The sequence below is a fragment of the Amphritea japonica ATCC BAA-1530 genome (genome assembly GCF_016592435.1).
Taxonomy (GTDB): domain Bacteria; phylum Pseudomonadota; class Gammaproteobacteria; order Pseudomonadales; family Balneatricaceae; genus Amphritea; species Amphritea japonica.
In genome coordinates, this window is sequence record NZ_AP014545.1 from 1070516 (window position 1) to 1091732 (window position 21217).

At 46.5% G+C, this 21217-nt stretch carries 24 protein-coding genes; 12 read left to right on the forward strand and 12 right to left on the reverse strand.

Features of this window, described 5'->3' with window-relative positions; translation table 11 throughout:
• Window positions 1–65 precede the first annotated feature (65 nt).
• The 4 genes from AMJAP_RS04895 to AMJAP_RS04910 are packed head-to-tail and all read left to right on the forward strand — an operon-like array spanning window position 66 to window position 3954.
• Complete coding sequence (locus tag AMJAP_RS04895; RefSeq protein ID WP_026340139.1) at window positions 66–449, forward strand: DUF6394 family protein; 384 nt, start codon at window positions 66–68, stop codon at window positions 447–449.
• A gap of 12 nt (window positions 450–461) precedes the next feature.
• Window positions 462–2150 carry a potassium channel family protein gene (locus AMJAP_RS04900; RefSeq protein WP_019621957.1) on the forward strand — a complete coding sequence of 563 codons (1689 nt, stop codon included), beginning with the start codon at window positions 462–464 and terminating at the stop codon, window positions 2148–2150.
• Window positions 2150–3049 (forward strand): DMT family transporter, encoded by a 900-nt coding sequence (locus AMJAP_RS04905; protein WP_019621958.1) that lies wholly within the window; start codon window positions 2150–2152, stop codon window positions 3047–3049. The genes AMJAP_RS04900 and AMJAP_RS04905 overlap by 1 nt, the downstream gene beginning before the upstream one ends.
• Before the next feature lie 44 nt (window positions 3050–3093).
• On the forward strand, window positions 3094–3954 hold the full coding sequence (locus AMJAP_RS04910; RefSeq protein ID WP_019621959.1) for a Tim44 domain-containing protein: 861 nt from the start codon (window positions 3094–3096) through the stop codon (window positions 3952–3954).
• A gap of 73 nt (window positions 3955–4027) precedes the next feature.
• Here the strand turns inward: AMJAP_RS04910 and yaaA are convergent, their stop codons facing one another.
• Together yaaA and AMJAP_RS04920 are read right to left on the reverse strand one after the other, a co-directional pair.
• Window positions 4028–4801 (reverse strand): peroxide stress protein YaaA, encoded by a 774-nt coding sequence (yaaA, locus tag AMJAP_RS04915; protein WP_019621960.1) that lies wholly within the window; start codon window positions 4799–4801, stop codon window positions 4028–4030.
• Between the two features lie 348 nt (window positions 4802–5149).
• Window positions 5150–5452, reverse strand: a complete 303-nt coding sequence (locus AMJAP_RS04920) for a hypothetical protein (RefSeq protein WP_019621961.1) — start codon at window positions 5450–5452, stop codon at window positions 5150–5152.
• Window positions 5453–5606: 154 nt separating this feature from the next.
• Here AMJAP_RS04920 and AMJAP_RS04925 point away from each other — a divergent pair, with 154 nt between their 5' ends.
• The 5 genes from AMJAP_RS04925 to AMJAP_RS04945 all read left to right on the forward strand — a co-directional run bounded on the left by AMJAP_RS04925 (window position 5607) and on the right by AMJAP_RS04945 (window position 9680).
• Window positions 5607–6890, forward strand: a complete 1284-nt coding sequence (locus AMJAP_RS04925) for a tryptophan--tRNA ligase (RefSeq protein ID WP_019621962.1) — start codon at window positions 5607–5609, stop codon at window positions 6888–6890.
• Between the two features lie 44 nt (window positions 6891–6934).
• Window positions 6935–7780, forward strand: a complete 846-nt coding sequence (locus tag AMJAP_RS04930) for a sulfurtransferase (RefSeq protein WP_019621963.1) — start codon at window positions 6935–6937, stop codon at window positions 7778–7780.
• Between the two features lie 43 nt (window positions 7781–7823).
• Entirely contained in the window at window positions 7824–8204 is a 381-nt protein-coding gene (locus AMJAP_RS04935) for an MmcQ/YjbR family DNA-binding protein (RefSeq protein WP_019621964.1), read from the forward strand.
• A 113-nt stretch (window positions 8205–8317) separates the two neighbouring features.
• Window positions 8318–9241, forward strand: a complete 924-nt coding sequence (locus AMJAP_RS04940; protein WP_051088422.1) for a Dyp-type peroxidase — start codon at window positions 8318–8320, stop codon at window positions 9239–9241.
• A 241-nt stretch (window positions 9242–9482) separates the two neighbouring features.
• Entirely contained in the window at window positions 9483–9680 is a 198-nt protein-coding gene (locus AMJAP_RS04945) for a hypothetical protein (RefSeq protein ID WP_019621966.1), read from the forward strand.
• Between the two features lie 73 nt (window positions 9681–9753).
• Here the strand turns inward: AMJAP_RS04945 and cysK are convergent, their stop codons facing one another.
• Complete coding sequence (gene cysK / locus AMJAP_RS04950) at window positions 9754–10716, reverse strand: cysteine synthase A (RefSeq protein ID WP_019621967.1); 963 nt, start codon at window positions 10714–10716, stop codon at window positions 9754–9756.
• Window positions 10717–10995: 279 nt separating this feature from the next.
• On the opposite strand from cysK, the gene AMJAP_RS04955 reads away from it, so the two are divergent.
• The gene (locus AMJAP_RS04955; protein WP_019621968.1) at window positions 10996–11469 is read left to right on the forward strand and encodes a tetratricopeptide repeat protein; all 474 of its coding nucleotides are present in this window, start codon (window positions 10996–10998) and stop codon (window positions 11467–11469) included.
• Window positions 11470–11516: 47 nt separating this feature from the next.
• On the opposite strand, the gene AMJAP_RS04960 is transcribed toward AMJAP_RS04955, so the two are convergent.
• From AMJAP_RS04960 to kdsA, 3 genes are all read right to left on the reverse strand, one after another.
• The gene (locus AMJAP_RS04960; RefSeq protein ID WP_019621969.1) at window positions 11517–12932 is read right to left on the reverse strand and encodes a DUF4139 domain-containing protein; all 1416 of its coding nucleotides are present in this window, start codon (window positions 12930–12932) and stop codon (window positions 11517–11519) included.
• Between the two features lie 3 nt (window positions 12933–12935).
• Window positions 12936–14915 (reverse strand): SUMF1/EgtB/PvdO family nonheme iron enzyme, encoded by a 1980-nt coding sequence (locus AMJAP_RS04965; protein ID WP_019621970.1) that lies wholly within the window; start codon window positions 14913–14915, stop codon window positions 12936–12938.
• 167 nt (window positions 14916–15082) lie between these two features.
• A complete protein-coding gene (gene kdsA, locus AMJAP_RS04970; RefSeq protein ID WP_019621971.1) occupies window positions 15083–15928 on the reverse strand; it encodes a 3-deoxy-8-phosphooctulonate synthase in 846 nt (281 codons plus the stop codon).
• 550 nt (window positions 15929–16478) lie between these two features.
• On the opposite strand from kdsA, the gene AMJAP_RS04975 reads away from it, so the two are divergent.
• Together AMJAP_RS04975 and AMJAP_RS04980 are read left to right on the forward strand one after the other, a co-directional pair.
• A complete protein-coding gene (locus AMJAP_RS04975; protein WP_236588763.1) occupies window positions 16479–16820 on the forward strand; it encodes a hypothetical protein in 342 nt (113 codons plus the stop codon).
• 81 nt (window positions 16821–16901) lie between these two features.
• Complete coding sequence (locus tag AMJAP_RS04980; RefSeq protein ID WP_019621973.1) at window positions 16902–17402, forward strand: HugZ family pyridoxamine 5'-phosphate oxidase; 501 nt, start codon at window positions 16902–16904, stop codon at window positions 17400–17402.
• A 55-nt stretch (window positions 17403–17457) separates the two neighbouring features.
• On the opposite strand, the gene AMJAP_RS04985 is transcribed toward AMJAP_RS04980, so the two are convergent.
• From AMJAP_RS04985 to AMJAP_RS05010, 6 genes are all read right to left on the reverse strand, one after another.
• Window positions 17458–17658, reverse strand: coding sequence for a DUF2788 domain-containing protein (locus tag AMJAP_RS04985; protein ID WP_019621974.1), 201 nt, complete (start codon window positions 17656–17658; stop codon window positions 17458–17460).
• Window positions 17659–17784: 126 nt separating this feature from the next.
• On the reverse strand, window positions 17785–18759 hold the full coding sequence (locus tag AMJAP_RS04990) for a GTP-binding protein (RefSeq protein ID WP_169336960.1): 975 nt from the start codon (window positions 18757–18759) through the stop codon (window positions 17785–17787).
• A gap of 237 nt (window positions 18760–18996) precedes the next feature.
• Window positions 18997–19503, reverse strand: coding sequence for a disulfide bond formation protein B (locus AMJAP_RS04995; RefSeq protein WP_040404502.1), 507 nt, complete (start codon window positions 19501–19503; stop codon window positions 18997–18999).
• Window positions 19504–19568: 65 nt separating this feature from the next.
• Complete coding sequence (locus AMJAP_RS05000; protein WP_019621977.1) at window positions 19569–20210, reverse strand: SGNH/GDSL hydrolase family protein; 642 nt, start codon at window positions 20208–20210, stop codon at window positions 19569–19571.
• Window positions 20211–20226: 16 nt separating this feature from the next.
• Complete coding sequence (locus AMJAP_RS05005; RefSeq protein WP_019621978.1) at window positions 20227–20889, reverse strand: TIGR02466 family protein; 663 nt, start codon at window positions 20887–20889, stop codon at window positions 20227–20229.
• A 9-nt stretch (window positions 20890–20898) separates the two neighbouring features.
• On the reverse strand, window positions 20899–21141 hold the full coding sequence (locus AMJAP_RS05010) for a TIGR02647 family protein (RefSeq protein ID WP_019621979.1): 243 nt from the start codon (window positions 21139–21141) through the stop codon (window positions 20899–20901).
• Window positions 21142–21217 lie beyond the last annotated feature (76 nt).

The following is a 21217-nucleotide window of genomic DNA, read 5'->3' on the forward strand; positions in this document are numbered from 1 at the left end:
ACAATCGAAGGATGTCATAACGTTTTATTTTTACAAACCTATATTCAGACTTTGGGATGGATTCTATGAATCGCGAAAAGGTGATTTTTGCATTTTTTATTGTATTGGCATTAACCCTGAACTTTGGTTTTTTTCTCGGTGAAATAGAGAATCTGGCTCATCATAATGTCTTCGAATTCTTTGCCGCTATTGTGGTGAGTATGATCTGTACGGTACTTAAATTTGGTGACCGCACGCATATTGGTGCGTTAATGTTGGCGACAAGCCTGGTTGCGGATCTTCAGTTAGTGGTGGCAGCGATGATTTGGGGGTATGGCGCTCAAATATCAGCTGATGGCGTGACGGCTGAAATGATCAGCAGTGTCGTGTCTTTATCCGGTGGAGCCTTACTAGCGAATATCGTGTCGGTTATTTTGTTGATGGTCGAAACAATCGTGGTACGTCGATAAAGGCGGGCCAAGATGAGCGATATTTTTTATCTGCTGCTGCGTCGACTGCGGCAGCCTCTGATCACCCTTATCGTTATTTACTCTGTCTCAACCGTTGGTTTTGTCATCATTCCTGGTCAGGATGATCAGGGTAATGTCTGGCACATGGATTTTTTCCATGCCGTTTACTTTGTTAGCTTTATGGGGTCAACGATAGGATTTGGTGAGATACCCTACGCATTTACTGCGGCCCAGAGGGTTTGGACGCTGATTTCTATATACGGCACAGTTATCTCCTGGTTATATAGTATTGGTTCGTTGCTAGCGTTGTTTCAAGAGCCTGTATTTGGGCGGATGTTACGACGTCGCTCTTTCGTCAACGAAGTGAGTAATTTTAATGAGCCTTTCTATTTGGTATGCGGCTATGGCATAACCGGTAGCGCTATTATAAAAAAACTTAGCGAGCGAGGTATCCGTTCGGTAGTGATTGATATCAGTCAGGAGCGTATTGATCGTCTCGAAATGGATGACCTGTTGACCAGGGTGCCGGGGCTTTGTGCTGATGCCTCTCTGCCTGAGGCGCTGGATGATGCGGGGTTACAGCACGGATCCTGCGTTGGCGTTCTGGCATTGACGAATAACGATAATGTTAACTTGTCGATCTCTATCGCTAGTAAATTGCTGGCACCGCAGCGGATTGTTGTGTCCCGGACAGAGTCAGAAGTCAATGCGCGTAATCTTGCATCTTTCGGTACCGAGCATATAGTCGATCCTTTCAGGGCTTATGCTGAGTACTTATCGCTGGCGGCGCATTCTCCTTATATGCATCTTGTTTATGATTGGCTAATTAACCCCTATCACAGGCCTCTTTCCAGTGCTTATAAGAAAACCAGCGGGCGTTGGATTATTTGTGGACTGGGGCGTTTCGGAAAGGCTCTCTACCATGAGTTTGCCAAACACGATGTTGAATTGGTGTTGTTGGATGATGATGCGCGGCAGCTGAAAAATTACAAAAACACAGTGGTTGGGCTCGGAACTGAGGCGGCTACTCTTGAGGTAGCAGGGGTGCGTGAGGCTGTTGGGATTATCGCCGGCACGAATAACGATGCGGATAATCTATCGATTATTCTGACCGCTCAGGAATTGAACCCAAAACTGGTAACTGTCGTACGCCAGAATTTAAATACCAACACGCTGGTTTATAAGAATTCGAATGCTGATTTTATTATGGAGTCGGGGCGAATTATCGCGAACAGAATTTTAGCAAAGCTGAAAACTCCGTTGTTGCCGGTGTTTATAGAACAGATGCAGCGACAGGATGACGTCTGGGCGCATACGTTGCTAAACCGGATGAGCAGCATTGCCAGTGATAGCGAACTGGATAGCTGGTCTATTACGGTCAATGAAGAAGCCACCCCCGCCATTATGGCCATTATGGGGGATGGTGATCAGGTTAAGCTGAGTGCCCTGATGAAAGATCCGCGCCATCGAAAAGATCAATTGAATTGTTTTCCGCTGATGTTAAGACGTAATGGTGACCTGAAGCTTTTACCCGGTGAGCTGACACTTTTAGAGGAAGGTGATGAAATTCTTTTCTGCGGACTTGCTGATGCCAGTGATCAGATGAGCTGGAGTATTAATAATTACAATATTCTCTTTTACCTGCAAACTGGTGAAGAACCCAGTCACAACCTTTTGGCTAAACTGCTAAAGCGAATCTGATGCCCTATTTCCTTTTGACCATGACGGTTCTGTTTTGGGCCGGTAATTTTGTGACGGCCCGTGGAATTCATGCGGACTTCCCGCCGTTGACGATGTCGTTTATGCGCTGGGGATTAGCATTATTAATCATTTTGCCTTTCGTCTTGCCGCGGATATGGCGTAAACGAGCGTTGATCCGAAGCAATTTGCCAATTCTTATCGTCTTGGCTGTATTGGGTGTGGCTTGTTTTAACTCCTTTGTCTATTTGGGGGTGCAAACGACGCAAGCGACTAACGCAACCCTGATGCAGTCGGCAATACCAATATTGATCCTTATTATCTCATCACTGTTTCTGGGCGAAACGGTTGTCAGGCGCCAGTGGTTGGGTGTGGCAATTTCCTTGATTGGTGTTTTGATGCTGGTGGCTAAAGGAGATCCACAGGTTCTGATGACGCTTTCCTTTAATCGCGGAGATCTATGGATTTTGTGCGCGGTGCTATGCTGGTCGACCTATTCAATATTATTGCGTAGAAAGCCGGTCGAGCTGGATGGGTTTACCTTTTTCGGTTTTACGGTATTGATTGCAGTGATCGTGCTCTTTCCGTTTATGCTGAGTGAATACCTGGCGGGTGAGCGTCCTGGGTGGAACTCTTCGACATCATCAGCCATTATATATATGGCTATTTGCCCGTCGATTCTCTCCTATATTTTCTGGAATAGGGGGGTCGCAGAGCTGGGCGCGGCTAAAGCAGGCTTATTTATACACCTGATGCCACCGTTTGGCCTGATTCTGTCGGTTATCTTTCTTAATGAAACCGTTGAACCTTTCCATTTTATTGGGATGGGGCTAATATTCAGCGGCATCTATTTGGCGATTATCACCGGTCGCAAGCATAACGAGAAAAAGGCACCTGCGTAATATCAGTTTCGTTGAGTGCCTAAAAAATTAGTGAAGGAGTTTCTATGCGTACACTGTTGGTTTCATTTTTTGCTCTGGTTATAGGGTTTGGCATGATTGTTCCTGATGCTGAAGCGAAACGCCTCGGTGGTGGTTTTAGTCTTGGTAAATCTTTTTCCTCTCCAAAACGTGTTCAACCTGCAGCGCCAACAAAACAACAAGCAGCGCCAGCTAATGGTGCTACAAATAAGGCCGGGCAGCCTCGCCGTAGCGGTTTTGGTGGTTTGATGGGAGGCTTGTTAGCCGGCGGCTTGTTAGGTGCGTTGTTCTTCGGGGGCGCCTTTGATGGTATTCAGTTTATGGATATCTTGCTTATTGGTTTGCTGATTTTTGTGGCGGTGAAAATTTTCTCAGGTATGAAGCGTGCTCAACAACCGGAGTATGCAGGTCATCAGCGTCAGCAACCTGAAACGACGCAGACAGAGGCTGAAACTTACCAGAATGCACCTCCGGCAGCTGGGGCTGGTTTTGATTTCGGCTCTGAAGCTTTGTCTCTGCCAGAGTGGTTTAATGAAGAAGCCTTTGTGGAGGGTGCTAAGGGGCACTTTACTCACTTGCAGCAGGCATGGGATCGCAGTGACTGGGATGATATTCAAACCTATACAACGCCTGAACTTTTAGAAGTCCTACAGCAGGAGCGCGCAAAACAGTCAGCTGATCAGAAAACAGAAGTAGTGTCTGTTATGGCTGAATTAGCTAACTTTATGGATAATGATGATCATGTTATTGCGTCAATTAATTTCTATGGCTGGCTCAAGGAAGACAGTGATGAAACCACTGAGTTTAGCGAAATCTGGCACCTGCGCCGGGAGATGAGCGGAGAGAATTCTGATTGGATTATTGTTGGTATTCAGCAGCCCTCATAACTGAAGCCTGTCTATGAAAAAGCGCAGCCAATGGCTGCGCTTTTTGGTTTAGTGAGCTTCCTTCCTTTTCACTTTAAACCTCTTTTCGGGTAAATACCCAGGTGTCTTCTTTGGAAAGACTTTCGTCATATTGATAGCCTCCCAGATTAAAGTTCTTAAGCTGCTCTGCATCGGTAATCTTGTTTTTAATCGCGTAGCGGCACATGAGTCCCCGGGCTTTCTTGGCAAAGAAGCTAATGATCTTATATTGTCCATTCTTCCAGTCTTTAAACACCGGAGTGATCATTCTTCCCTGAAGGTTTTTAGGCTTCACCGATTTAAAGTACTCATTTGACGCCAGGTTAACCAGTGCCGGCTGGTCTTCCTCGGTTAGGGACCGGTTTAGATCGTCGGTGACGATGTCGCCCCAGAATGCGTAGAGGTTGTTGCCTCGGCTGTTTGTTAGTTTGGTGCCCATCTCTAGTCGGTAAGGCTGCATCAGGTCCAGTGGCCGTAGAACGCCATACAGACCTGACAGGATACGCAGATGTTTCTGGGTAAAGTCTAGTTCTTCTTCGTTGAAATCCTGCGCATTCAGACTGCTGTATACATCACCGTTAAATGCCAGTACTGCTTGTTTGGCATTATCATTGTTAAATGGCATAGACCAACTCTCATAGCGGGCAACATTCAATGCAGACAGTTTATCGCTGAGCTTCATTAACTCGGCGATATCTTGCACTGAGTAATCACGTAGCTGTTGTATGAGGTTGCTGGCGTGATCCAGGTGCTGCGGTTGCGTATGGCGGTCTGTTGTTGCCGGAGTATCGTAATCGAGATTTTTTGCAGGAGAGATAACCAGTAGCATAGTATTTTGTATCGTTTTCGGATGATGAACTGATCCTAAACTAAAAAGGCCAGCACTGGGAAGAGCTGGCCTGATTAGTTGTAACTATCTGCGTGATAGTGTGTCGCAAGGAATGTTTCAGGAATGGAGTTTTAGGTTCAGTTTGTCTACCACTTCACTTCAATCTGAATCACTGTCCAGGCTCTCTTAGATAAAGAGTGCCTGACAGTCGATCCAGAATTTCGTCCAGTTGGATTTTTTGACTAAAAGGATATGGGTGGAGCTGTCCATCGTGACCTCCATCATTGACTGCCTGTCTATTCAGCGTTGGCCGGATGGTGGTTTTGTCAAAGGCCCGCGGTGATGGGTTCAGTCGCTATTGTTTGGCTGCTGGCCGAGTTTCTTTTTTTGATCCAGCTTGATGTAGATGGCAAGAGCGCTAAATGTGCCTATAGCGACCAATATTGAAATAATATAAGCATTGGCGTTTTCGTTTCCTACGGCACGGGTATACATGGCTGAGGTTAACATACCACCCACAAAACAGAGCGCGGTCATCACTATGCTAGTGACAATCGTAGCGGCTTTACGATCCGGTGCCCGGCTGATCATAATAATCAGCGTTATAAGCAGCGAAGCGAGAACAATAAAAGAAGGGATAAGCGCTAACATAGGAGTTCCTTACATAAGAGATGGCTATTTGTACCATTGATCACTGTCTGAAAAAACCCTCAAAGGGATACTCTATTGATTTCAGAGGCCATAGCATTGATTTTCTTGTATTATAAAGCCCAATTTTAGTTAGCTTTCAGAAAAAGATAATCAGATGACGAAGCAGACCGTTCTGACCGGGATAACAACCACCGGTACCCCACATATTGGTAACTACCTAGGTGCCATTAAACCCGCTATAGAAGCCAGCCTGAACAGCAATAATAACAGCTATTTCTTTCTTGCTGACTTCCATGCGTTGATCAAGTGCCATGACCCTGAGCGGGTGGCCCGTTCTACCCGGGAGATTGCAGCGACCTGGCTGGCACTCGGCCTGGATACGGATAAGGCAACTTTTTATCGTCAAACCGATATCCCCGAGATTACAGAGTTGACCTGGATTCTTACCTGTATGACTTCTAAAGGTTTGATGAATCGCTCGCATGCTTATAAGGCGTCTGTGGATGCTAATCGTGAAGCGGATCGACAGGATGATGATGACGTTACCATGGGGCTGTTTAGTTATCCCATTTTGATGGCTGCAGATATTCTTATGTTTAATGCAGATATTATTCCTGTAGGCAAAGATCAGATTCAACATATCGAGATGGCGCGGGACATTGCTGGTCGTTTTAATCATACCTACGGTACGCTGTTTAACTTGCCTGAAGCTCAGGTTGACGAACAGAATCAGCTAATTCCAGGTTTGGATGGTCGGAAGATGTCCAAGAGCTATGATAATACCATCCCGCTGTTTAGCGCTTCAGATGATCTGTATAAATTGATCAAGCAGATTAAAACAGATGCCCTGGAGCCAGGCGAACCAAAAGATGCTGACAACAGCACAATATTCCAGTTGTATTCAAACTTTGCCTCTGATGCTGAGCAGGCAGCGATGCGAATCCAGTTTGAAAATGGTATTGGCTGGGGCGATGCGAAGAAAGAATTGTTTGAGCATCTGGATAGCTATCTGAGTGGCCCTCGCGATGAGTATAACCGCTTAATGGGTGATCTTGGCTATGTCGAACAACAGCTGCATAAGGGTGCAGAGAAGGCCCGTCGTCACGCCTCACCGTTCCTGGATAAAGCCCGTGTGGCGGTGGGTATTCGCCCATTAACCTGGCAGCCTGAAGCGGGTTCTCAGCAGGAAGCTAAGAAAGATAAAGAGCAATCAGCAGAGCAGGTTGCTCGGGCAGAAGAGGGTCGTCGTCGCGCTATTCTAATGCAGTTAAAACCGATGCTGGATCGGGTAAATAATGCTGGAGACAGTGCAGCGGAGGCTAAATTGTTGATTGCAGAGAAAGAGGCTGCTATTGAGTCTTTGAAGAAAAAAGCTAAGCAGAAAGCTCAGAATGAACTCGATCTGTTGCGTGAAGAGCTGGCAGAGCTTCTAGGCTAAAGCTGAAAGGCTCTGTTCCTGAGATAAACGATCAAGGAGAGGATATGTTTTCCACGTTAATTTCAGTGTCAGAGCTGAATAATCTATTGCAAGCTGATAGAGTGAGCACGGTAGTTTTCGACTGTCGTGCTTATCTGACGATGCCAGGAAAAGGTGAACAGGTCTATCATGAGGGGCATATTCCGGGGGCCGGGTATCTTCATCTGGACGATGACCTTTCCGCGCCGGTAAGTGCTGATTCTGGTCGTCATCCGCTACCTGATTTTACTCAGCTTGCTACAAAAATTCGCACCTTTGGGGTCAACCCGGATACTCAGGTTGTCGTTTACGATGACTGTGGTGGGGCGATGGCTGCCAGGGCCTGGTGGCTGTTACGTGTGTTGGGTCATCCCAGGGTGGCGGTCCTTGATGGCGGCTACCCTGCCTGGGTTACCGCGGGTGGACACATTTCTGACCAGTTACCTGCCATGTGTGCTGGAACATTTATTGAGAACCCCGATCTTTCAATGCTATTGCCGATTGAGCAAGTTGCCAGTTTGGCTTCCGAGGGAGTGTTGGTGGATGCACGCACCCCGGAAAGGTATAGAGGGGAGCAGGAGCCGATCGACCCAATTGCCGGGCATATCCCTGATGCGGTCAATCGTCCGCTTCAGTTGAATTTGACGGCTGACGGATATTTTAAGAGTGCTGAAATATTGCATCAGGAATGGACCCGCTTTCTTGAACCATGCCGGGCAGAGCAGGTAGCGCATTACTGCGGCTCTGGTGTTACCGCGTGCCATAACCTGTTAGCGATGGAGTATGCGGGTTTATCTGGCGCTAAAGTGTATCCGGGTTCCTGGAGTGAGTGGATTCGTGATCCAGCGAGGCCTGTGGCTATAGGCGACTAGCTTCTATCGGCGTTTATTTAAGTGTTCATAAAAAGGGGAATGAATGGATTTTCAGGCAATCCGAACTTATATGCTGAGTCGCCCAGAGTCCTGGGAAGACTTTCCTTTCTATCCCGATGTTGCGGTGATGAAAGTTCGTAACAAAATGTTTGCGACCCTTTCAATTGAAGGTGGACTGGCCCGGATGAATCTTAAATGTGACCCTGCCGAAGCGCAGATGTTACGGGATATCTTCAGTGCTGTGTTACCGGGTTATCATATGAATAAGCGTCATTGGAATACCGTATTACTCGATGGCAGCATTCCCGCAGGGGAACTGGAACGAATGATTGATCGTTCCTACGGCCTGGTGGTGAAGGGAATGACGCGTAAGGATCGTTTGCCATTGGAACTGAAATACGGCAGCGATGTTCTCTACCGGTAACCTGATCAGCCATTGATTATTTAAATCAGAGCAATAAATAAACCTAAGCTTACTTGAGCGCAATCTCTTTATATACTGGTCCTGTTCGTCACTTCCCTAATATGGAGATTGATATGGCCTGTTTCCAGTCAGGTGTTATTGCTGAAGCTAACACCGATGCGCTTTTCATTACCTTGAATGTCGCTCCCACGACCGATGCGATCGTAAACCTAAGACAGGTGCTATCCGGTATTCCTGCGACTGAATTATCCTTTAGGCAGCGCTATCCGGAAGCTGACTTTCATATCACGGCGGCTATTGGTAGTGAGTTTTGGGATCGGATGAGTCCGGATCAAAGGCCTGCAGAGCTGGTCCCTTTCCCAGCTCTGAATAACCAGCTGTTAGTGGCTCCGCATACCCCCGTTGATCTGTTGCTGCATATCCGTTCTGAGCGTCACGACCTAAACTATGAAGCTGCTGTTTTAGTATTGAGTCGTTTAGCAGATAGCGTGATGCTTGATCAGGAGGTTCATGGCTTTCGCTATTTAGATAGCCGGGATCTAACAGGCTTCGTGGATGGCACTGAAAATCCTCAGGGGGCTCATCGGGCAGAAGTGGCTTTGGTAGGGGACGAAGATCTCGTTTTCAACGGTGGTAGCTATATCCATTTACAGCGTTATGAGCATGACCTGGAAGCTTGGAATCGTATCACGGTTAAACAGCAGGAAGATATTATTGGGCGTACTAAAGCAGATAACAAGGAGTATGCCGGCGCGGATAAGGCGCTTTCTTCGCATACCAAGCGTACCTCATTGAAAGATACTGAGGGCCGCTCTGTTGAGATATTGAGACACAGTATGCCCTACGGAAATCTGACTCATAAAGGATTGATGTTTGCCTCTTATGGCCGCTCTCCACAGCCGTTTACTCAGATGCTTGAAAGTATGCTTTTGGGTGATGGTAGTGGGAACCATGATCATCTGTTGCATTATAGTCAGGCGGTGACCGGGCAGGCATTTTTTGCTCCGTCAATTGAGTGGCTTGAGTCTCTGCTATAGAGGTTGGTGCTGCATGTTTTTGGTCGTTAGCTCTGTTGTCATAAATGGTTATGAAAAGTGTCACAGGCTTGTAAAACAGTTGTTCTAAGCTAAGCTTTAAGGAATATGTTCAGTATTCTGGAGAGTAAGCTGCGGCAGCTCTGAGAGGTTATCGCTCCTATGAGTAATAGCTGTTTCGAAGCACTAAGATCTGCCAAAACAAAAAAATGTAGGGACAATAGAATAAAAACGGAGCCTGAGTATGCACACCGAGGCGATTAAAAAAACCATTGCGGTATTGGGCGTGGACGGCGAAAACTTTGAAGTGGATGGGCATTTCAAAGGTGATGAGCGCAAAGCGCGCTGGTATACCGTACGTAAGCTGAGTGATGGACGAACTTTTGTTGATCATCTTTCTACTTTTCCAAGTCATGATGAGATTCGGAAAATGGTGTCTTAAATAAAGTTACATCCACAATCATAAAACCGGGCCAAGCCCGGTTTTTTTGTATTTATTTCACAGTCTGAGCAGACTATTGTACCAATTCGTTCTCGGTAAACATTCCGTCAAACAGTGCCGTAGACAGGTAGCGTTCGCCTGAGTCCGGAAGAATAACAACGATCATTTTATCGGCATTCTCAGGCTGGTCCGCTAACCGAACCGCTGCTGTTAATGCAGCACCACAGGATATTCCTGCCAGAATTCCCTCTTTCAGCATCAGTTGGCGAGCCATCTCGATGGCATCTTCGTTGCTGACTTGTTCTACCTGATCGACAATAGACATATCGAGGTTTTTGGGTACAAAGCCCGCACCAATACCCTGAATCTTATGGGGAGAAGGTTTAACTTCTTCACCGTTTAACGTCTGGCTAATGACAGGCGAAACGGTAGGCTCTACGGCGACTGAGGTGATTGCTTTATGCTGTTTGATATAGCGGGAGATACCGCTGATTGTGCCGCCGGTACCCACGCCGGAAACAAGCATGTCGATCTGACCGTCGGTATCTTTCCAGATTTCCGGACCGGTGGTTTGCTCATGGATTTGCGGGTTAGCTGGGTTTTCAAACTGTTGCAGCATCAAATAGGTATCAGGATCGCTATCGACCAGCTCCTGTGCTTTATCGATAGCGCCTTTCATCCCTTTAGCAGGTTCTGTCAGGATGATGTCAGCGCCGAGCACTTTCATCAGCTTACGCCGTTCGATGCTCATAGATGAGGGCATTGTGAGCGCAAGATTATAACCCCGGGAAGCGGCGACAAATGCCAGTGCGATACCGGTGTTGCCTGAAGTTGGCTCTATCAGTGTCATACCCGGTTTAAGAGAGCCGTCTTTTTCTGCAGCCCAGATCATGTTTGCACCAATTCGGCATTTCACCGAGCCTGCCGGATTACGGCTTTCAAGCTTGGCGTAGATTTTTTTCCCCGGTGCAATTCTATTCAGGTGGACCAGTGGTGTTTCACCGATCGTCAGGGAGTTATCTTCAAATGTTTTCATTAGGTTTCCTGTAGCGACGTAATGACTGACCGGATATTTGTTCTCCGGTGCTGCTCAAAGAATAGCTATTATCGCTAAGCTTATTCTTTTGAGATATAAAAAATGAATTTACTATATTTAAACTGATAATGATTTAAGCCTAAACTTTTGAGTATGGCAAGCCTGAAGGTAACTGGTATTCAGGTTAACGAGAAAGTAAGCCACAATTTTTATCGGTTTAAATATTAGAGAATTCTGATATTGTATCGGCTTTCCACAGATTTGTAATATGGTAATCAGATGCGCTTGTTTATGACCTCAATTGCTCCTCTATTAGGCTGGGTGGCCTTCCAGTTGTTTCGCTTTCCGTTGTTAAAAAAATCTCGCGCCAAACACCGTTTTGTTATGAAATTGTTTCGTTATGCCGCTGATTACGGCAGTGTTCGGGCTCTTTCTGTGTATGGGCATCTGCTGTTTTTTCGCGGTGAGGGGATGACAAATCGAATACAGGGGGCTATCTACATTGAACGGGCTGCAGATAAAGGGGACAGTAAAGCCGCCTATCAGATGGGGAAAATATTCGAAGAAGGGCACCAAAACTACCCTGTTAGCCCGGGTAAGGCTGTGAAGTATTATCACAAAGCGGCTGAAGCTGGCCATATACTTGCGATAAAGCGGTTGGTGGACATCTATAAGAACGGTGAACTTGAGACAGGGGAGTCAGAAAGCGATGCCGCACACTGGCTTAATCAACTTGAAGCCGGGCGTGGGTAGTGACGAACCTACCTGGCCGTGCAGGTAGGTTGCCAGATTGTCAGTCTTCAGGGTTTCTTTAATTCAGTCTTAAATGCTAGTCGGATAATACTGTCAGCCGGAAGTGTGATTACCCATTGGCTTTGGCCGGCATTGATCTTTGTGTAAGGGTGGCTGCTATCGGTGATTTTCCAGTCCTGTTGGAAATTGGCTGTTACAGTTATAGGTTTTGCTTGATCGCTGCTGTTAATAAGCTCCAGCTCATGTCCCGTTAGAAAAGTATCATAATTCTTTTGAAACAGGTTTTGCTGCCGCTTTACCGTCAGATCGAACGACTTACCGATCGGTAATTCAACTTTTTGGCCTTTACTGGTATTACGAACGTTGGCACTGCCAATGAAGTGACGTATACCGTCACTGTCCGGGCTGAAAACCCTCGCATTACCCGCGGGTAGCGGAAATCCGAGGCCCTGTTTTTGTGTATTAGCAAAGCTGACTTTAATATCAGGTTTCTGTTCGTATTGCTGTCGGTCAAGAGAGGGATACACCTGCATCTGATAGTGGTAGCTTCTGTCTGCTTTGACTTGCTCAGCACTGATCAGACTGACCTGTTTTGTCTGGCCATTAAGTAAACTTGCTCTTTGTGGCAGGCGGTACAGTTGATAGTCTTGAAAGGCTTCAGGAGCACCGTTATCAGCCATAGACTCGGCCATCAGCATCGCTGTTTTATGTCGACGTATAAGTTGTTCCGGAGGTTGATTGACCTGGCCTGCCATCAGTAATATTTTACCATTATGGAAATCTACGCCGGTTTGGTTGTTAAGGGTCGCCAGGCCATCCAGGTCTAGCCGGTCGCCTTTACTATTCAAAACCAGCGCATAATCCATCTGCCAACTGAGCCCGTGGGTTAAGTAGGTCAGTGTTGCGTCACTGGCTTTACTGGTCCCTTCAGAGCGTACCTCCAGACTGGGTCGGGACTGCATACCTTCCGGGATTGTCGGAAAGATAAAACGCCAGCCTTGTTGATTCACTGGGATGGTTTCAATATTCCCTTTATGTTCGACCAGCGCGAACTGGCCATTAGCACTTAATAACCGAGCATTACTTATTGTTTCGCTGCCGTTAACACTGTTAAAGCGGGCCAATTGTATCTGTTTGCCGGTATAAGCCTGTAATAATGAAGTGACGGAAATTAGATTGTTATTTAAATTTTGTTCCAGAATCTTACCTGCGTTTTCAACCTGCAGTGTCTGGCTCATTATCTGGTGACTGACATCATGTATGTAGAGAGCTTGCCCTGGATTAATGCGAGGCAGGCTACGAACATCTCGCACTAATCCCAGATTTTGGTTGTAGAGGGTGATGCTCAGGTCTTGCTGTTTTTCTACATTCACTGTTAGCGGGTCTGCCAGAGCCAGTGGAGCATTTACTAGCAGCGTACAGAGTAAACTAGCATTCAGGCCTGACAAAAGGTGGTTATACATCAACTATTCCTCAGTTGTGTTATTGGGCAGGTCGAGTGCTATGCGGAATCCCCAGCTATTCTTTTTGCTCCCCGGGGGGTGGCGGTAACGACTTGATGAACGAATGACACGGCCGATATCGAACCAGGAACCGCCACGCATAACCCGGAATTCACAGAGACCATCGATCATGGCAGAACCATCTTTTGGTGCGTCGAAATAGGAATCCTGATAGCAGTCCTCAACCCATTCATCGACATTACCGTTCATATCATGAATGCTCCATGAATTAGGCGGGAATGAGGCAATTGGGGCGGTTTTTCGGCCATCCCACTCCGTTCCACATTCACTGCATACCGCACGTTCCTGCTCCAGGTCGTCTCCCCACCAGTAGTTAGTGTTAGTATTGGCGCGGGCAACATACTCCCACTCCGCTTCCGTAGGTAAACGATAAGGCTGGCCGGTAAGTAAAGATAGCCATTGTACATACCCTTTTGCTTCAAGCCAGGTGACATTGATGACGGGTCTGTTGCCTCGTCCCCAGCCCTCATCAGCAGGGAGTGGACGGCCCATTGTACGAGCGTAGTAGTCATAATCGTTAAAGGTGACTTCATTTCGGGATAGGGCAAATCTATTGCTGATAATGACTTGGTGTGCTGGGCGCTCATTATCATCGCCAATAAGCTGTTGGTCACCCATGGTGAAGCTCCCCCGGGGGATAATCACCATCTGGGGGCCTTTAAAGCCTTCTGGAAGCTGATCGGTGAAAACGGTGAGTTTATCCGGGTCGGCAAATTTTATATCTAATAACTCTTTGTGTAGCGTATCGACTTCATTAATCTTACTGTTTAACGCTGCTTGCAGTTTCTCAGTCTCAGCGGTTCTTTCATCTCGTTCAAGAGTCAATGTTTTCTGGAGGCCGGCAATATCTTCCTGTACCTGTTTAAGTTCAGCACGTGTCTCGTTGAGTGCCAGTTCAACCTGGCTGGTACTTTGCGAGCCCAGAAAGAAAGCGATAGCAAAGCCCAGGAGAAAACCAAAGCAGAAAATGAGCGCGGGTAATGACCATTGAGGAACACTGAGCCTGCCAAGTTTCCACCTCTTACGGGGTGTTTCGGATAGCGGTTCAGGAGCCTCCTCATCAGTATTTTCATCAGAGGTATCGAGGATCTGTTTGAATAGCAGAGAGGCTTTATGGGGCCGTTGGTCAGGATCGGTTGAGAAAGCCGACTGTAGAATTTCCCATTGATTTTGATTCAGCGAAGCAGGTTTTTTTAGCTCTTTCCGGACCCGGGATGTTTCGTCGTCCAAAGGTTTGAACGGTGCTTTACCGCTGAGGAGTTGATAAACAATACAGGCAAAAGAGTATATATCGGCTGCCACAGTTACCGGAGCGGGATGAAATGTTTCGGGGGCCTGGTAAGCCATGTGTGAAGAGGGCGTTTCGTTAAGTTCTCCGGCAATTGTCATTGCGTCGTCAAAGGCGAAGTCAGCTAACTTTACTCCTCCTTGTTTATTGATAAAAATTGATTCTGGGCAGATCCCTTTATGCGCCTGTGCGGCTCCGGTATGTGCATTATCTATTGCAGTAGCTAACTGTTGTAGTAAGCCTTTTTTCTGATTGTCTTTCAGTTTTCGGGCTTGCCCGTTACTGATTATCTGCTCTAGTGTTAGCCCATCCATCAATTCCATAGCAAAGAAGAGCAGCACGCCCTTTTGACGGAACATACCGTAATATTCGGTTAGATGAGGATGCTTAAACTTCTTGCTTAGAACAATATGCTTTTGGGCTGAATCAATAAATCCCTGATGCTTGAGGAGTGCGGGATTGAATATTTGCAGAGTGACCGGCACAGAAAGGCTGGTAGACAGGTCTTCGGCATGCCATAACTGGCCAAAGCGATTGGTTTTTAACTGTGATGTTAGTTTGAACTGATGATGGTCTGGGCCAATGATCTGCCCTGATTCAAGTCCATCGTAGATCAGTTCGTTTGAAGTCGCCATTCCGTGCATCCTGAATCGATAATATCTGGAGATATTACTCGATAATAGAGTATGGCTAACAAAGAGTTAAGTGTCGCAGCTGTCAAAACGACAGGTATTTTTATCAGGACTGAAAGTATTTATATCAGCTCGAGAGGTTGAGCGACCCCGGCAGGGTCGCTCTGAACTTAGTCGGTAATGAGTGGAGGAAAACTTTTAATCAGCTCATCGACTGCTTTCATCTGTGCCAGGTAGGGTTCTAGCTTATCCAGCGGTAATGCACAGGGGCCATCACATTTTGCTTGTGTAGGGTCAGGGTGGGCTTCAAGAAAGAGTCCTGCGATTCCCTGAGCCAGTCCAGCGCGGGATAACTGAGCGACCAGTGCGCGCCGGCCATCAGCCGAATCGCTGCGCCCACCTGGCATTTGCAGAGCGTGAGTGGCATCGAACATGACCGGATAACCCATCTCTTTCATGGTTGAAAATCCCAGCATGTCGACAACCAGATTGTTGTAGCCAAAACTGCTACCGCGTTCACATAGAATCAGATTGCTATTGCCTGCATCTTCGCACTTACTGAGGATATGTTTCATCTCCTGAGGCGCCAGGAACTGGGCTTTTTTGATGTTAATTGCAGCACCGGTAGCCGCCATTGCCTGCACCAGATCAGTTTGACGAGACAAAAAAGCCGGCAGCTGGATAATGTCGCAGACTTCAGCGACAGGTGCTGCCTGATAGGGTTCATGGACATCGGTAATCAAAGGGACATTAAATGTCTCTTTAATCTCCTGCATGATTTTTAATCCCTCATCCAGACCGGGGCCGCGAAAGGAGCTTAGCGATGAGCGGTTAGCCTTATCGAAAGAGGCTTTAAATACATAGGGAATATTGAGTTTGTTGGTAACTTCTACATAGTGTTCAGCAATTTGCATTGCCAGGTCTCTGGATTCCAGAACATTCATGCCGCCAAACAGAACCATCGGTGTCTCATTAGAGATCGAGAGGTCGCCCACTTTAACCACTTTCTGTTGCATCTTTTAAACCCCTGTCAGTCTGAATACGCTGCTGATTATACGTCAATCTTTTGTCCTATGGGGTATATTTATACGCGGGCGGATCAATTAACAGGCAATACTCAATGAGAAGAAAGAAAAACAAATGACCGCCATAGTTGCCGCAGATCGCTTTGTATTCAATGGTCAAATGCCACGCTGTAAGTTTTGCCGGATTAGCAACCAGATGATTTTGTAATATCATGCGTCATCGGTAATAACCTGTATCAATGTCGCTAGAACAATAAGCCTGCTTCTTCGTTGCTTGGCGTGGTATCCCTCGACGTTACTTATCAGTATTTAGCACACTCTTTTAGTATGTTTTTGACTCCAGAAGATGCCGCTTTCACGATACTACTATGAGTGTCGGGTTGTTACCGGCTTTCAGAGTGGAGGGAGCTATTTATATCGAAATGGATGTTAGGTAAAGATTTGAACTGAATAACTATTATCACCCTCTACAATAGACGGTGGCTGTTTTCGGCTTTAATGTAAAACTAGAATTTCAGATGAGGAGAATTCTGTGCTTCCTATGGGAACAATTATGACGGGGTGCATGGTGATAGGGTTATTATTTGCAACTCGGTTACCAGTATTGCGTGCAGTGCAGGCATTACCTGCATGGTTTAGAAAAACAGTAGCATTTGTTGTTTTTCTAGCCGGAAGCTGGAATGTATTCTGGTATGCCATGCGTCATTTTGGCGAGTTTTGGGGAGGGGCAGCATTGATTTCTGGCTGCTTAATGTTACTAACGGCAGCCTATATTTTAAACGTTAGGTGCTTGCCTGTTTTTCTGCAAAGAATGCGCCCGGGTGTTTTGTTTTTGTTGTTATGTTGTACCGTTTTATATGGAGTTACTATTTATCGATTATGATTAAATTGCCGCTTTCAGACAGGGGCTTTATCTTATTGGATGTATTAATAACCGGATGAATTCAATAAAAGAGAATATAAAATGAGCAGAAAGGAAGAGCTACTTGTACCTGGACAGGCTGATCTGGAGCTGAGGCAGATACTTGAACGGTGTAAAACCCTGCAGCTGGCTACTATGGGTTCTGAGGGACCGGAAGCCAGTTATGCACCATTCCTGCTTCATGAAGATGCGTTGTATATATTTGTAAGTCAGCTCGCCAGTCATACGAAAAACCTGATTAACGCTTCCGTGGTGGGAGTAATGTTGATAGAGGATGAGGCTGAGAGTCGTAATTTATTTGCCCGAAACCGGGTGGCTCTGCAGTGTGTCGTGTCGGAAATACAAACGGATGCAGAGTCTTACGAGCAGGTAATGCTACTGTATCGACAGCGCCATGGAGCTACGGTTGATCTGTTGCGTACGTTGCCTGATTTCAGGTTGTTCAGGTTAGATCCTGAGAAGGGGCGGCTTGTACTGGGATTTGGTCGGGCGTTCAGAATTAACTTGCCGGACTTTCGGCTTGAGGCGATCGAGGCACAATGATAGACGGACATGCATCCGTATGTAGTATAAAGGGGTTAAAGGGTGGTTTAAGCCGCTAGCCTTCGATCATATAGACCACGACTGTCTTGACTAGAAATGCAGCCAGACCGAGTCCCAGAGCGAAGAAAAGAATGGCGGTGCCAAATTTTCCTGCATTCGATTTTTTTGCCAGATCATAGATGATAAAAAAGATATAGGCGGCAAAGACGGCAAGACCAATGTTGAGTGCCAGGGTTTCTATTTCTGCCAGACGCACGTGAAATTTTCCTTAGAATACAGTGTAAAACGGTCAGGAATTGTACCGAGACAGGTATCCATAGTGCAATCCGTCTGACGTATAAATATCAGATAAACAGGAATGTTTTCGATCTAAGCTAATAGCTTATGCGCTAATCGTTTCTGTGGATTTGTTCCACTGCAAGAGGTTATCAATCTCCTGCTTGAGTGACAGCAAGCTAAGCTGTCCTTTGCAATGAATACCGAGTAGCTGGTTATCTGCTACCAGAACTGTGTAGTGGTCTGTTGATTCAGTGCTCAGATGAAAAGATTCAACAGCACCAAAATCATCGACCCGTCGACGTACTCGAGGGATATCAGCGGCAAACTGTTGCAGTATCTCGAGTTCAGTCTGTTCGAGGGATGAATATTCGGTCACATTGTCATTGTTGATCAGCGCTGTGCCGGTAACCTGGTCAATATTCTCAATGTCTCTCACTAGCTCTGCCGTAAATACTGGAAACTGGGGGGCTGTTGAGAACAGTTCGTCAATACTCATATCTTCTTCGGTCTCCCATGCTGAAGAGGAGGGTGCTGAGTTTTGAGTGACGGTGTGTTTAGATTGAAGAACTTCATCAATCAGCATCTGAATATCTTCAGTTTTTCGGGCGTCGACAAAAAATAATGGGGCTTTTATGTCCAGCTCTGCAAGCCAGCCCGCGTAATCTGATCGGGAGGGCGTTTCGATAAGGTCGCTTCCCGTGATACCGATGACTAATCTTATTTTAGGATTGTAAGTGCGGAAATTCTGCAGGTAGAACTCAAGGTCTTGACGGGGGTGATTACGGGCATTATCCAGCAGCATAATATGCCCGTTGCAATCATGGGCCAGCTCTGTGGTAATCATTTCCCACATAAATCGAAAGCGTTCCTGACCCGGTGTTCCATAGAGGTGTATGCGCTCACCGCCGGTTTCCAACAGGGCGTAGTCCATCGCGACAGTTGTGCTTTTTTTTCGTCTGATACTGCTATCGGACACGCGAGCGTCAGTCGTCGCGTTATTGCTATGCGTGACAGCGTCAATAGCCGTCGTTTTTCCAGCCCCGACCGGGCCGAAGAAGATGATTTTTTTGTCCTTCATGTCAATTAAATAACCGCGCATATAGAGCTGTTTGTCGGTCGTCGAATGAGTACCGTTGCCCTATGATTTGTCATTTACTGGTTACAACTGCGGTCGACAGGAAATCGGTTTTCCGCAAATCAGCGCTATTTTTTAGATATCGATGGGCGGCTTCCGTGACTGTTTTCTTGGCTTCATTGCGTGATATTAAATGCCCATATTAGGATATATGGGCATGTGGTGGATTGGAAGGCTATATCAGGCTTTTCTAATTAAAATAACGGTTGTGAATAAAGTAATCAGAACGGCCAGTGCTGAGGTTAGTAATAACCCTTCAGCCATAGTGATACCAAACAATAGTTCAGGGGTCCAGCCACAGAGTTCCCAGGGTTCGAAAATAGAGGGAAACCATCGGTCCAGTGCAAACCAATCGGGTAAGCCAGCACCCATAGTGCAGCTTCCCTCGATCAGGTTGCGCTCAATCGCAAATGTCATCCAGGAACGCTCACTTAAACCTATAGCGGCTGCAACCGTCAGCAAGCTTGTTAAAATGCTAAAAAAGCGACTCTTTCTGCTCAACAGCCCGGCAATGCCCAGCAGGATAAAAGCCATTACCCAGATCCTTACATGAATACAGAGTACGCAGGGGCCGTAATCCAGTACATATTGGAAATAAAGGGCAACGCCTTCCATTGCGAAGCCTGTGAATATCATAGCTAGCCAATACCACGGGCTACGGACGAAACAGGTAACGGTGTTGAGCATGATTGTTCCTAAATGTGAGAAGAAGGCATAAGCTTGTCTGATAAATCATTGTAAAAGAAGTTCCGTTAGCGCTGCAAAATATCAATGACTAATGGCTGTATAGAGACTGCAAGTTGTTGATGCTGTTCCAGATCCAGATGTATTCCGTCGATATGGCTGGCAGTGATAACTTTGCCAGCATCAAAGAAATCACACTCTGTTTCCAGCGCGATATGTTCAAGTGCTTTGTTAAAACCGGGCCATTTAAGCTCAGCGCCCTTGAATTTGGCCGCTATCATACCTTTTGGGCAGATGATTGGAGGAGGGCAGACTAATAAGATGTCAGGCATAGGCATACCCGGTTCCAGCGGTGATTTGCGAATAGCCTGTACCAGTGTCGCAACTCCTTGAGCGGCTTCAGATGCTTTAAAAAGGTGAGGTGTCTGAAAATCATTATTACCCAGCATAATGATGATGAGGGTTAGAGGTGAGTTGATTTCGATGCATTGTTGCAGGCCTTTCAAACCATTTCTTCCTGGCTTGAAAGGGTCCTCCAATACTGTTCTGCGACCATTCAGGCAGTCTTCAATGATTCGGATGTTTGAGCCATCCTGACAAAGTAGTTGCTCAAGTTTACCGGGCCATCGTTGATGAAACTCAAAGCGGTTACGGCTATCGGGAATGATTCCCCAACTTAGAGAATCTGCGTAAACCAGAATCTGTTTCATTGAGGTCTCCGGTAATTTATTCCTGAAAATGAATTTGACTATTGAACGCGATAATAACTCTATCTTTATTGCTGAAGTAGGGCATGGCTGCATGCTTTAAGTAGGATGGAAAAATGACGACTTGTCCTTCGACCGCTTCAAAATCCCAGCTTCCGGTGCCGTTAAGGTAGGCGGTACCCGCATCCAGGTACTGATCTGCCCCATGGCGCGGGTCGTAGAAACGGTTAATACCGTTTCGGTTGCTAATATCACACTCACCGGCATCCACATAGTAGATACCGCACCAGGAACAGTTAGGGTGAGCATGCGTATCGTGGTAGCCACCGTTTTCAGTGACATGAAACCAGGATTCCACTATATCTGCCCGGGCCTGAGCGCCTTCTGGCCAGTAAGGCTCATTGACTGCGCTGGCAACGGTGATCAGCATGTCTTCGATGAATACTCTAAGCTCTTCAATGACGGGTTCTGTGCGTTGAAGCAGATCCAGAGTGCTTTCATAGAGAGCGTGCTTGGCTGTTGGTGCAACCTCGCTCTCTATGGCTTGCTGCTGGTTATCTCGCAGTTGATAAATCAGTTTTAGCAGTGGTTTTCGAAGCTCGCTGTGCAGTGGATTTTGCACGGTGAACATCTGGGTTTCCCAGACGTTGATATCTTCAATAATGATTTCTGATTGATCCATAGCCGGGGCTTATTTTCCTGAATCCAGAATGTTTAAAAGTGCATGAGCCTGATCTGCAGCTTCATGACCCAGTGGTGTCAGGTATCCACCGTCAAATAGTGTGATTAATTTTTTATCAAACAGGCTTTGTGTGGCCTGTACCAGTTCAGGTGCGGCAGTGTCCTGGTGCACTTTAAGTCCTTGATGATCACTGCTCTGGCTGAAGCGGATAAGCATGTTGATCTCTTCCTGAATGTTGTTTGTACAAGGCATATCATTGTTCTCCAGAAGCTATTACATATTTTCCACACATTGGCACAGGATAACGACAAGGTACAGAGGGGGAGTG

Excerpts from the sequence above, each read along its gene's own strand:
- AMJAP_RS04895 (WP_026340139.1), top strand. The coding sequence starts at position 66 with ATGAATCGCGAAAAGGTGATTTTTGCATTTTTTATTGTATTGGCATTA.
- AMJAP_RS04900 (WP_019621957.1), top strand. The coding sequence starts at position 462 with ATGAGCGATATTTTTTATCTGCTGCTGCGTCGACTGCGGCAGCCTCTG.
- AMJAP_RS04905 (WP_019621958.1), top strand. The coding sequence starts at position 2,150 with ATGCCCTATTTCCTTTTGACCATGACGGTTCTGTTTTGGGCCGGTAAT.
- AMJAP_RS04910 (WP_019621959.1), top strand. The coding sequence starts at position 3,094 with ATGCGTACACTGTTGGTTTCATTTTTTGCTCTGGTTATAGGGTTTGGC.
- yaaA (WP_019621960.1), bottom strand. The coding sequence starts at position 4,801 with ATGCTACTGGTTATCTCTCCTGCAAAAAATCTCGATTACGATACTCCG.
- AMJAP_RS04920 (WP_019621961.1), bottom strand. The coding sequence starts at position 5,452 with ATGTTAGCGCTTATCCCTTCTTTTATTGTTCTCGCTTCGCTGCTTATA.
- AMJAP_RS04925 (WP_019621962.1), top strand. The coding sequence starts at position 5,607 with ATGACGAAGCAGACCGTTCTGACCGGGATAACAACCACCGGTACCCCA.
- AMJAP_RS04930 (WP_019621963.1), top strand. The coding sequence starts at position 6,935 with ATGTTTTCCACGTTAATTTCAGTGTCAGAGCTGAATAATCTATTGCAA.
- AMJAP_RS04935 (WP_019621964.1), top strand. The coding sequence starts at position 7,824 with ATGGATTTTCAGGCAATCCGAACTTATATGCTGAGTCGCCCAGAGTCC.
- AMJAP_RS04940 (WP_051088422.1), top strand. The coding sequence starts at position 8,318 with ATGGCCTGTTTCCAGTCAGGTGTTATTGCTGAAGCTAACACCGATGCG.
- AMJAP_RS04945 (WP_019621966.1), top strand. The coding sequence starts at position 9,483 with ATGCACACCGAGGCGATTAAAAAAACCATTGCGGTATTGGGCGTGGAC.
- cysK (WP_019621967.1), bottom strand. The coding sequence starts at position 10,716 with ATGAAAACATTTGAAGATAACTCCCTGACGATCGGTGAAACACCACTG.
- AMJAP_RS04955 (WP_019621968.1), top strand. The coding sequence starts at position 10,996 with ATGCGCTTGTTTATGACCTCAATTGCTCCTCTATTAGGCTGGGTGGCC.
- AMJAP_RS04960 (WP_019621969.1), bottom strand. The coding sequence starts at position 12,932 with ATGTATAACCACCTTTTGTCAGGCCTGAATGCTAGTTTACTCTGTACG.
- AMJAP_RS04965 (WP_019621970.1), bottom strand. The coding sequence starts at position 14,915 with ATGGCGACTTCAAACGAACTGATCTACGATGGACTTGAATCAGGGCAG.
- kdsA (WP_019621971.1), bottom strand. The coding sequence starts at position 15,928 with ATGCAACAGAAAGTGGTTAAAGTGGGCGACCTCTCGATCTCTAATGAG.
- AMJAP_RS04975 (WP_236588763.1), top strand. The coding sequence starts at position 16,479 with ATGGGAACAATTATGACGGGGTGCATGGTGATAGGGTTATTATTTGCA.
- AMJAP_RS04980 (WP_019621973.1), top strand. The coding sequence starts at position 16,902 with ATGAGCAGAAAGGAAGAGCTACTTGTACCTGGACAGGCTGATCTGGAG.
- AMJAP_RS04990 (WP_169336960.1), bottom strand. The coding sequence starts at position 18,759 with ATGAAGGACAAAAAAATCATCTTCTTCGGCCCGGTCGGGGCTGGAAAA.
- AMJAP_RS04995 (WP_040404502.1), bottom strand. The coding sequence starts at position 19,503 with ATGCTCAACACCGTTACCTGTTTCGTCCGTAGCCCGTGGTATTGGCTA.
- AMJAP_RS05000 (WP_019621977.1), bottom strand. The coding sequence starts at position 20,210 with ATGAAACAGATTCTGGTTTACGCAGATTCTCTAAGTTGGGGAATCATT.
- AMJAP_RS05005 (WP_019621978.1), bottom strand. The coding sequence starts at position 20,889 with ATGGATCAATCAGAAATCATTATTGAAGATATCAACGTCTGGGAAACC.
- AMJAP_RS05010 (WP_019621979.1), bottom strand. The coding sequence starts at position 21,141 with ATGCCTTGTACAAACAACATTCAGGAAGAGATCAACATGCTTATCCGC.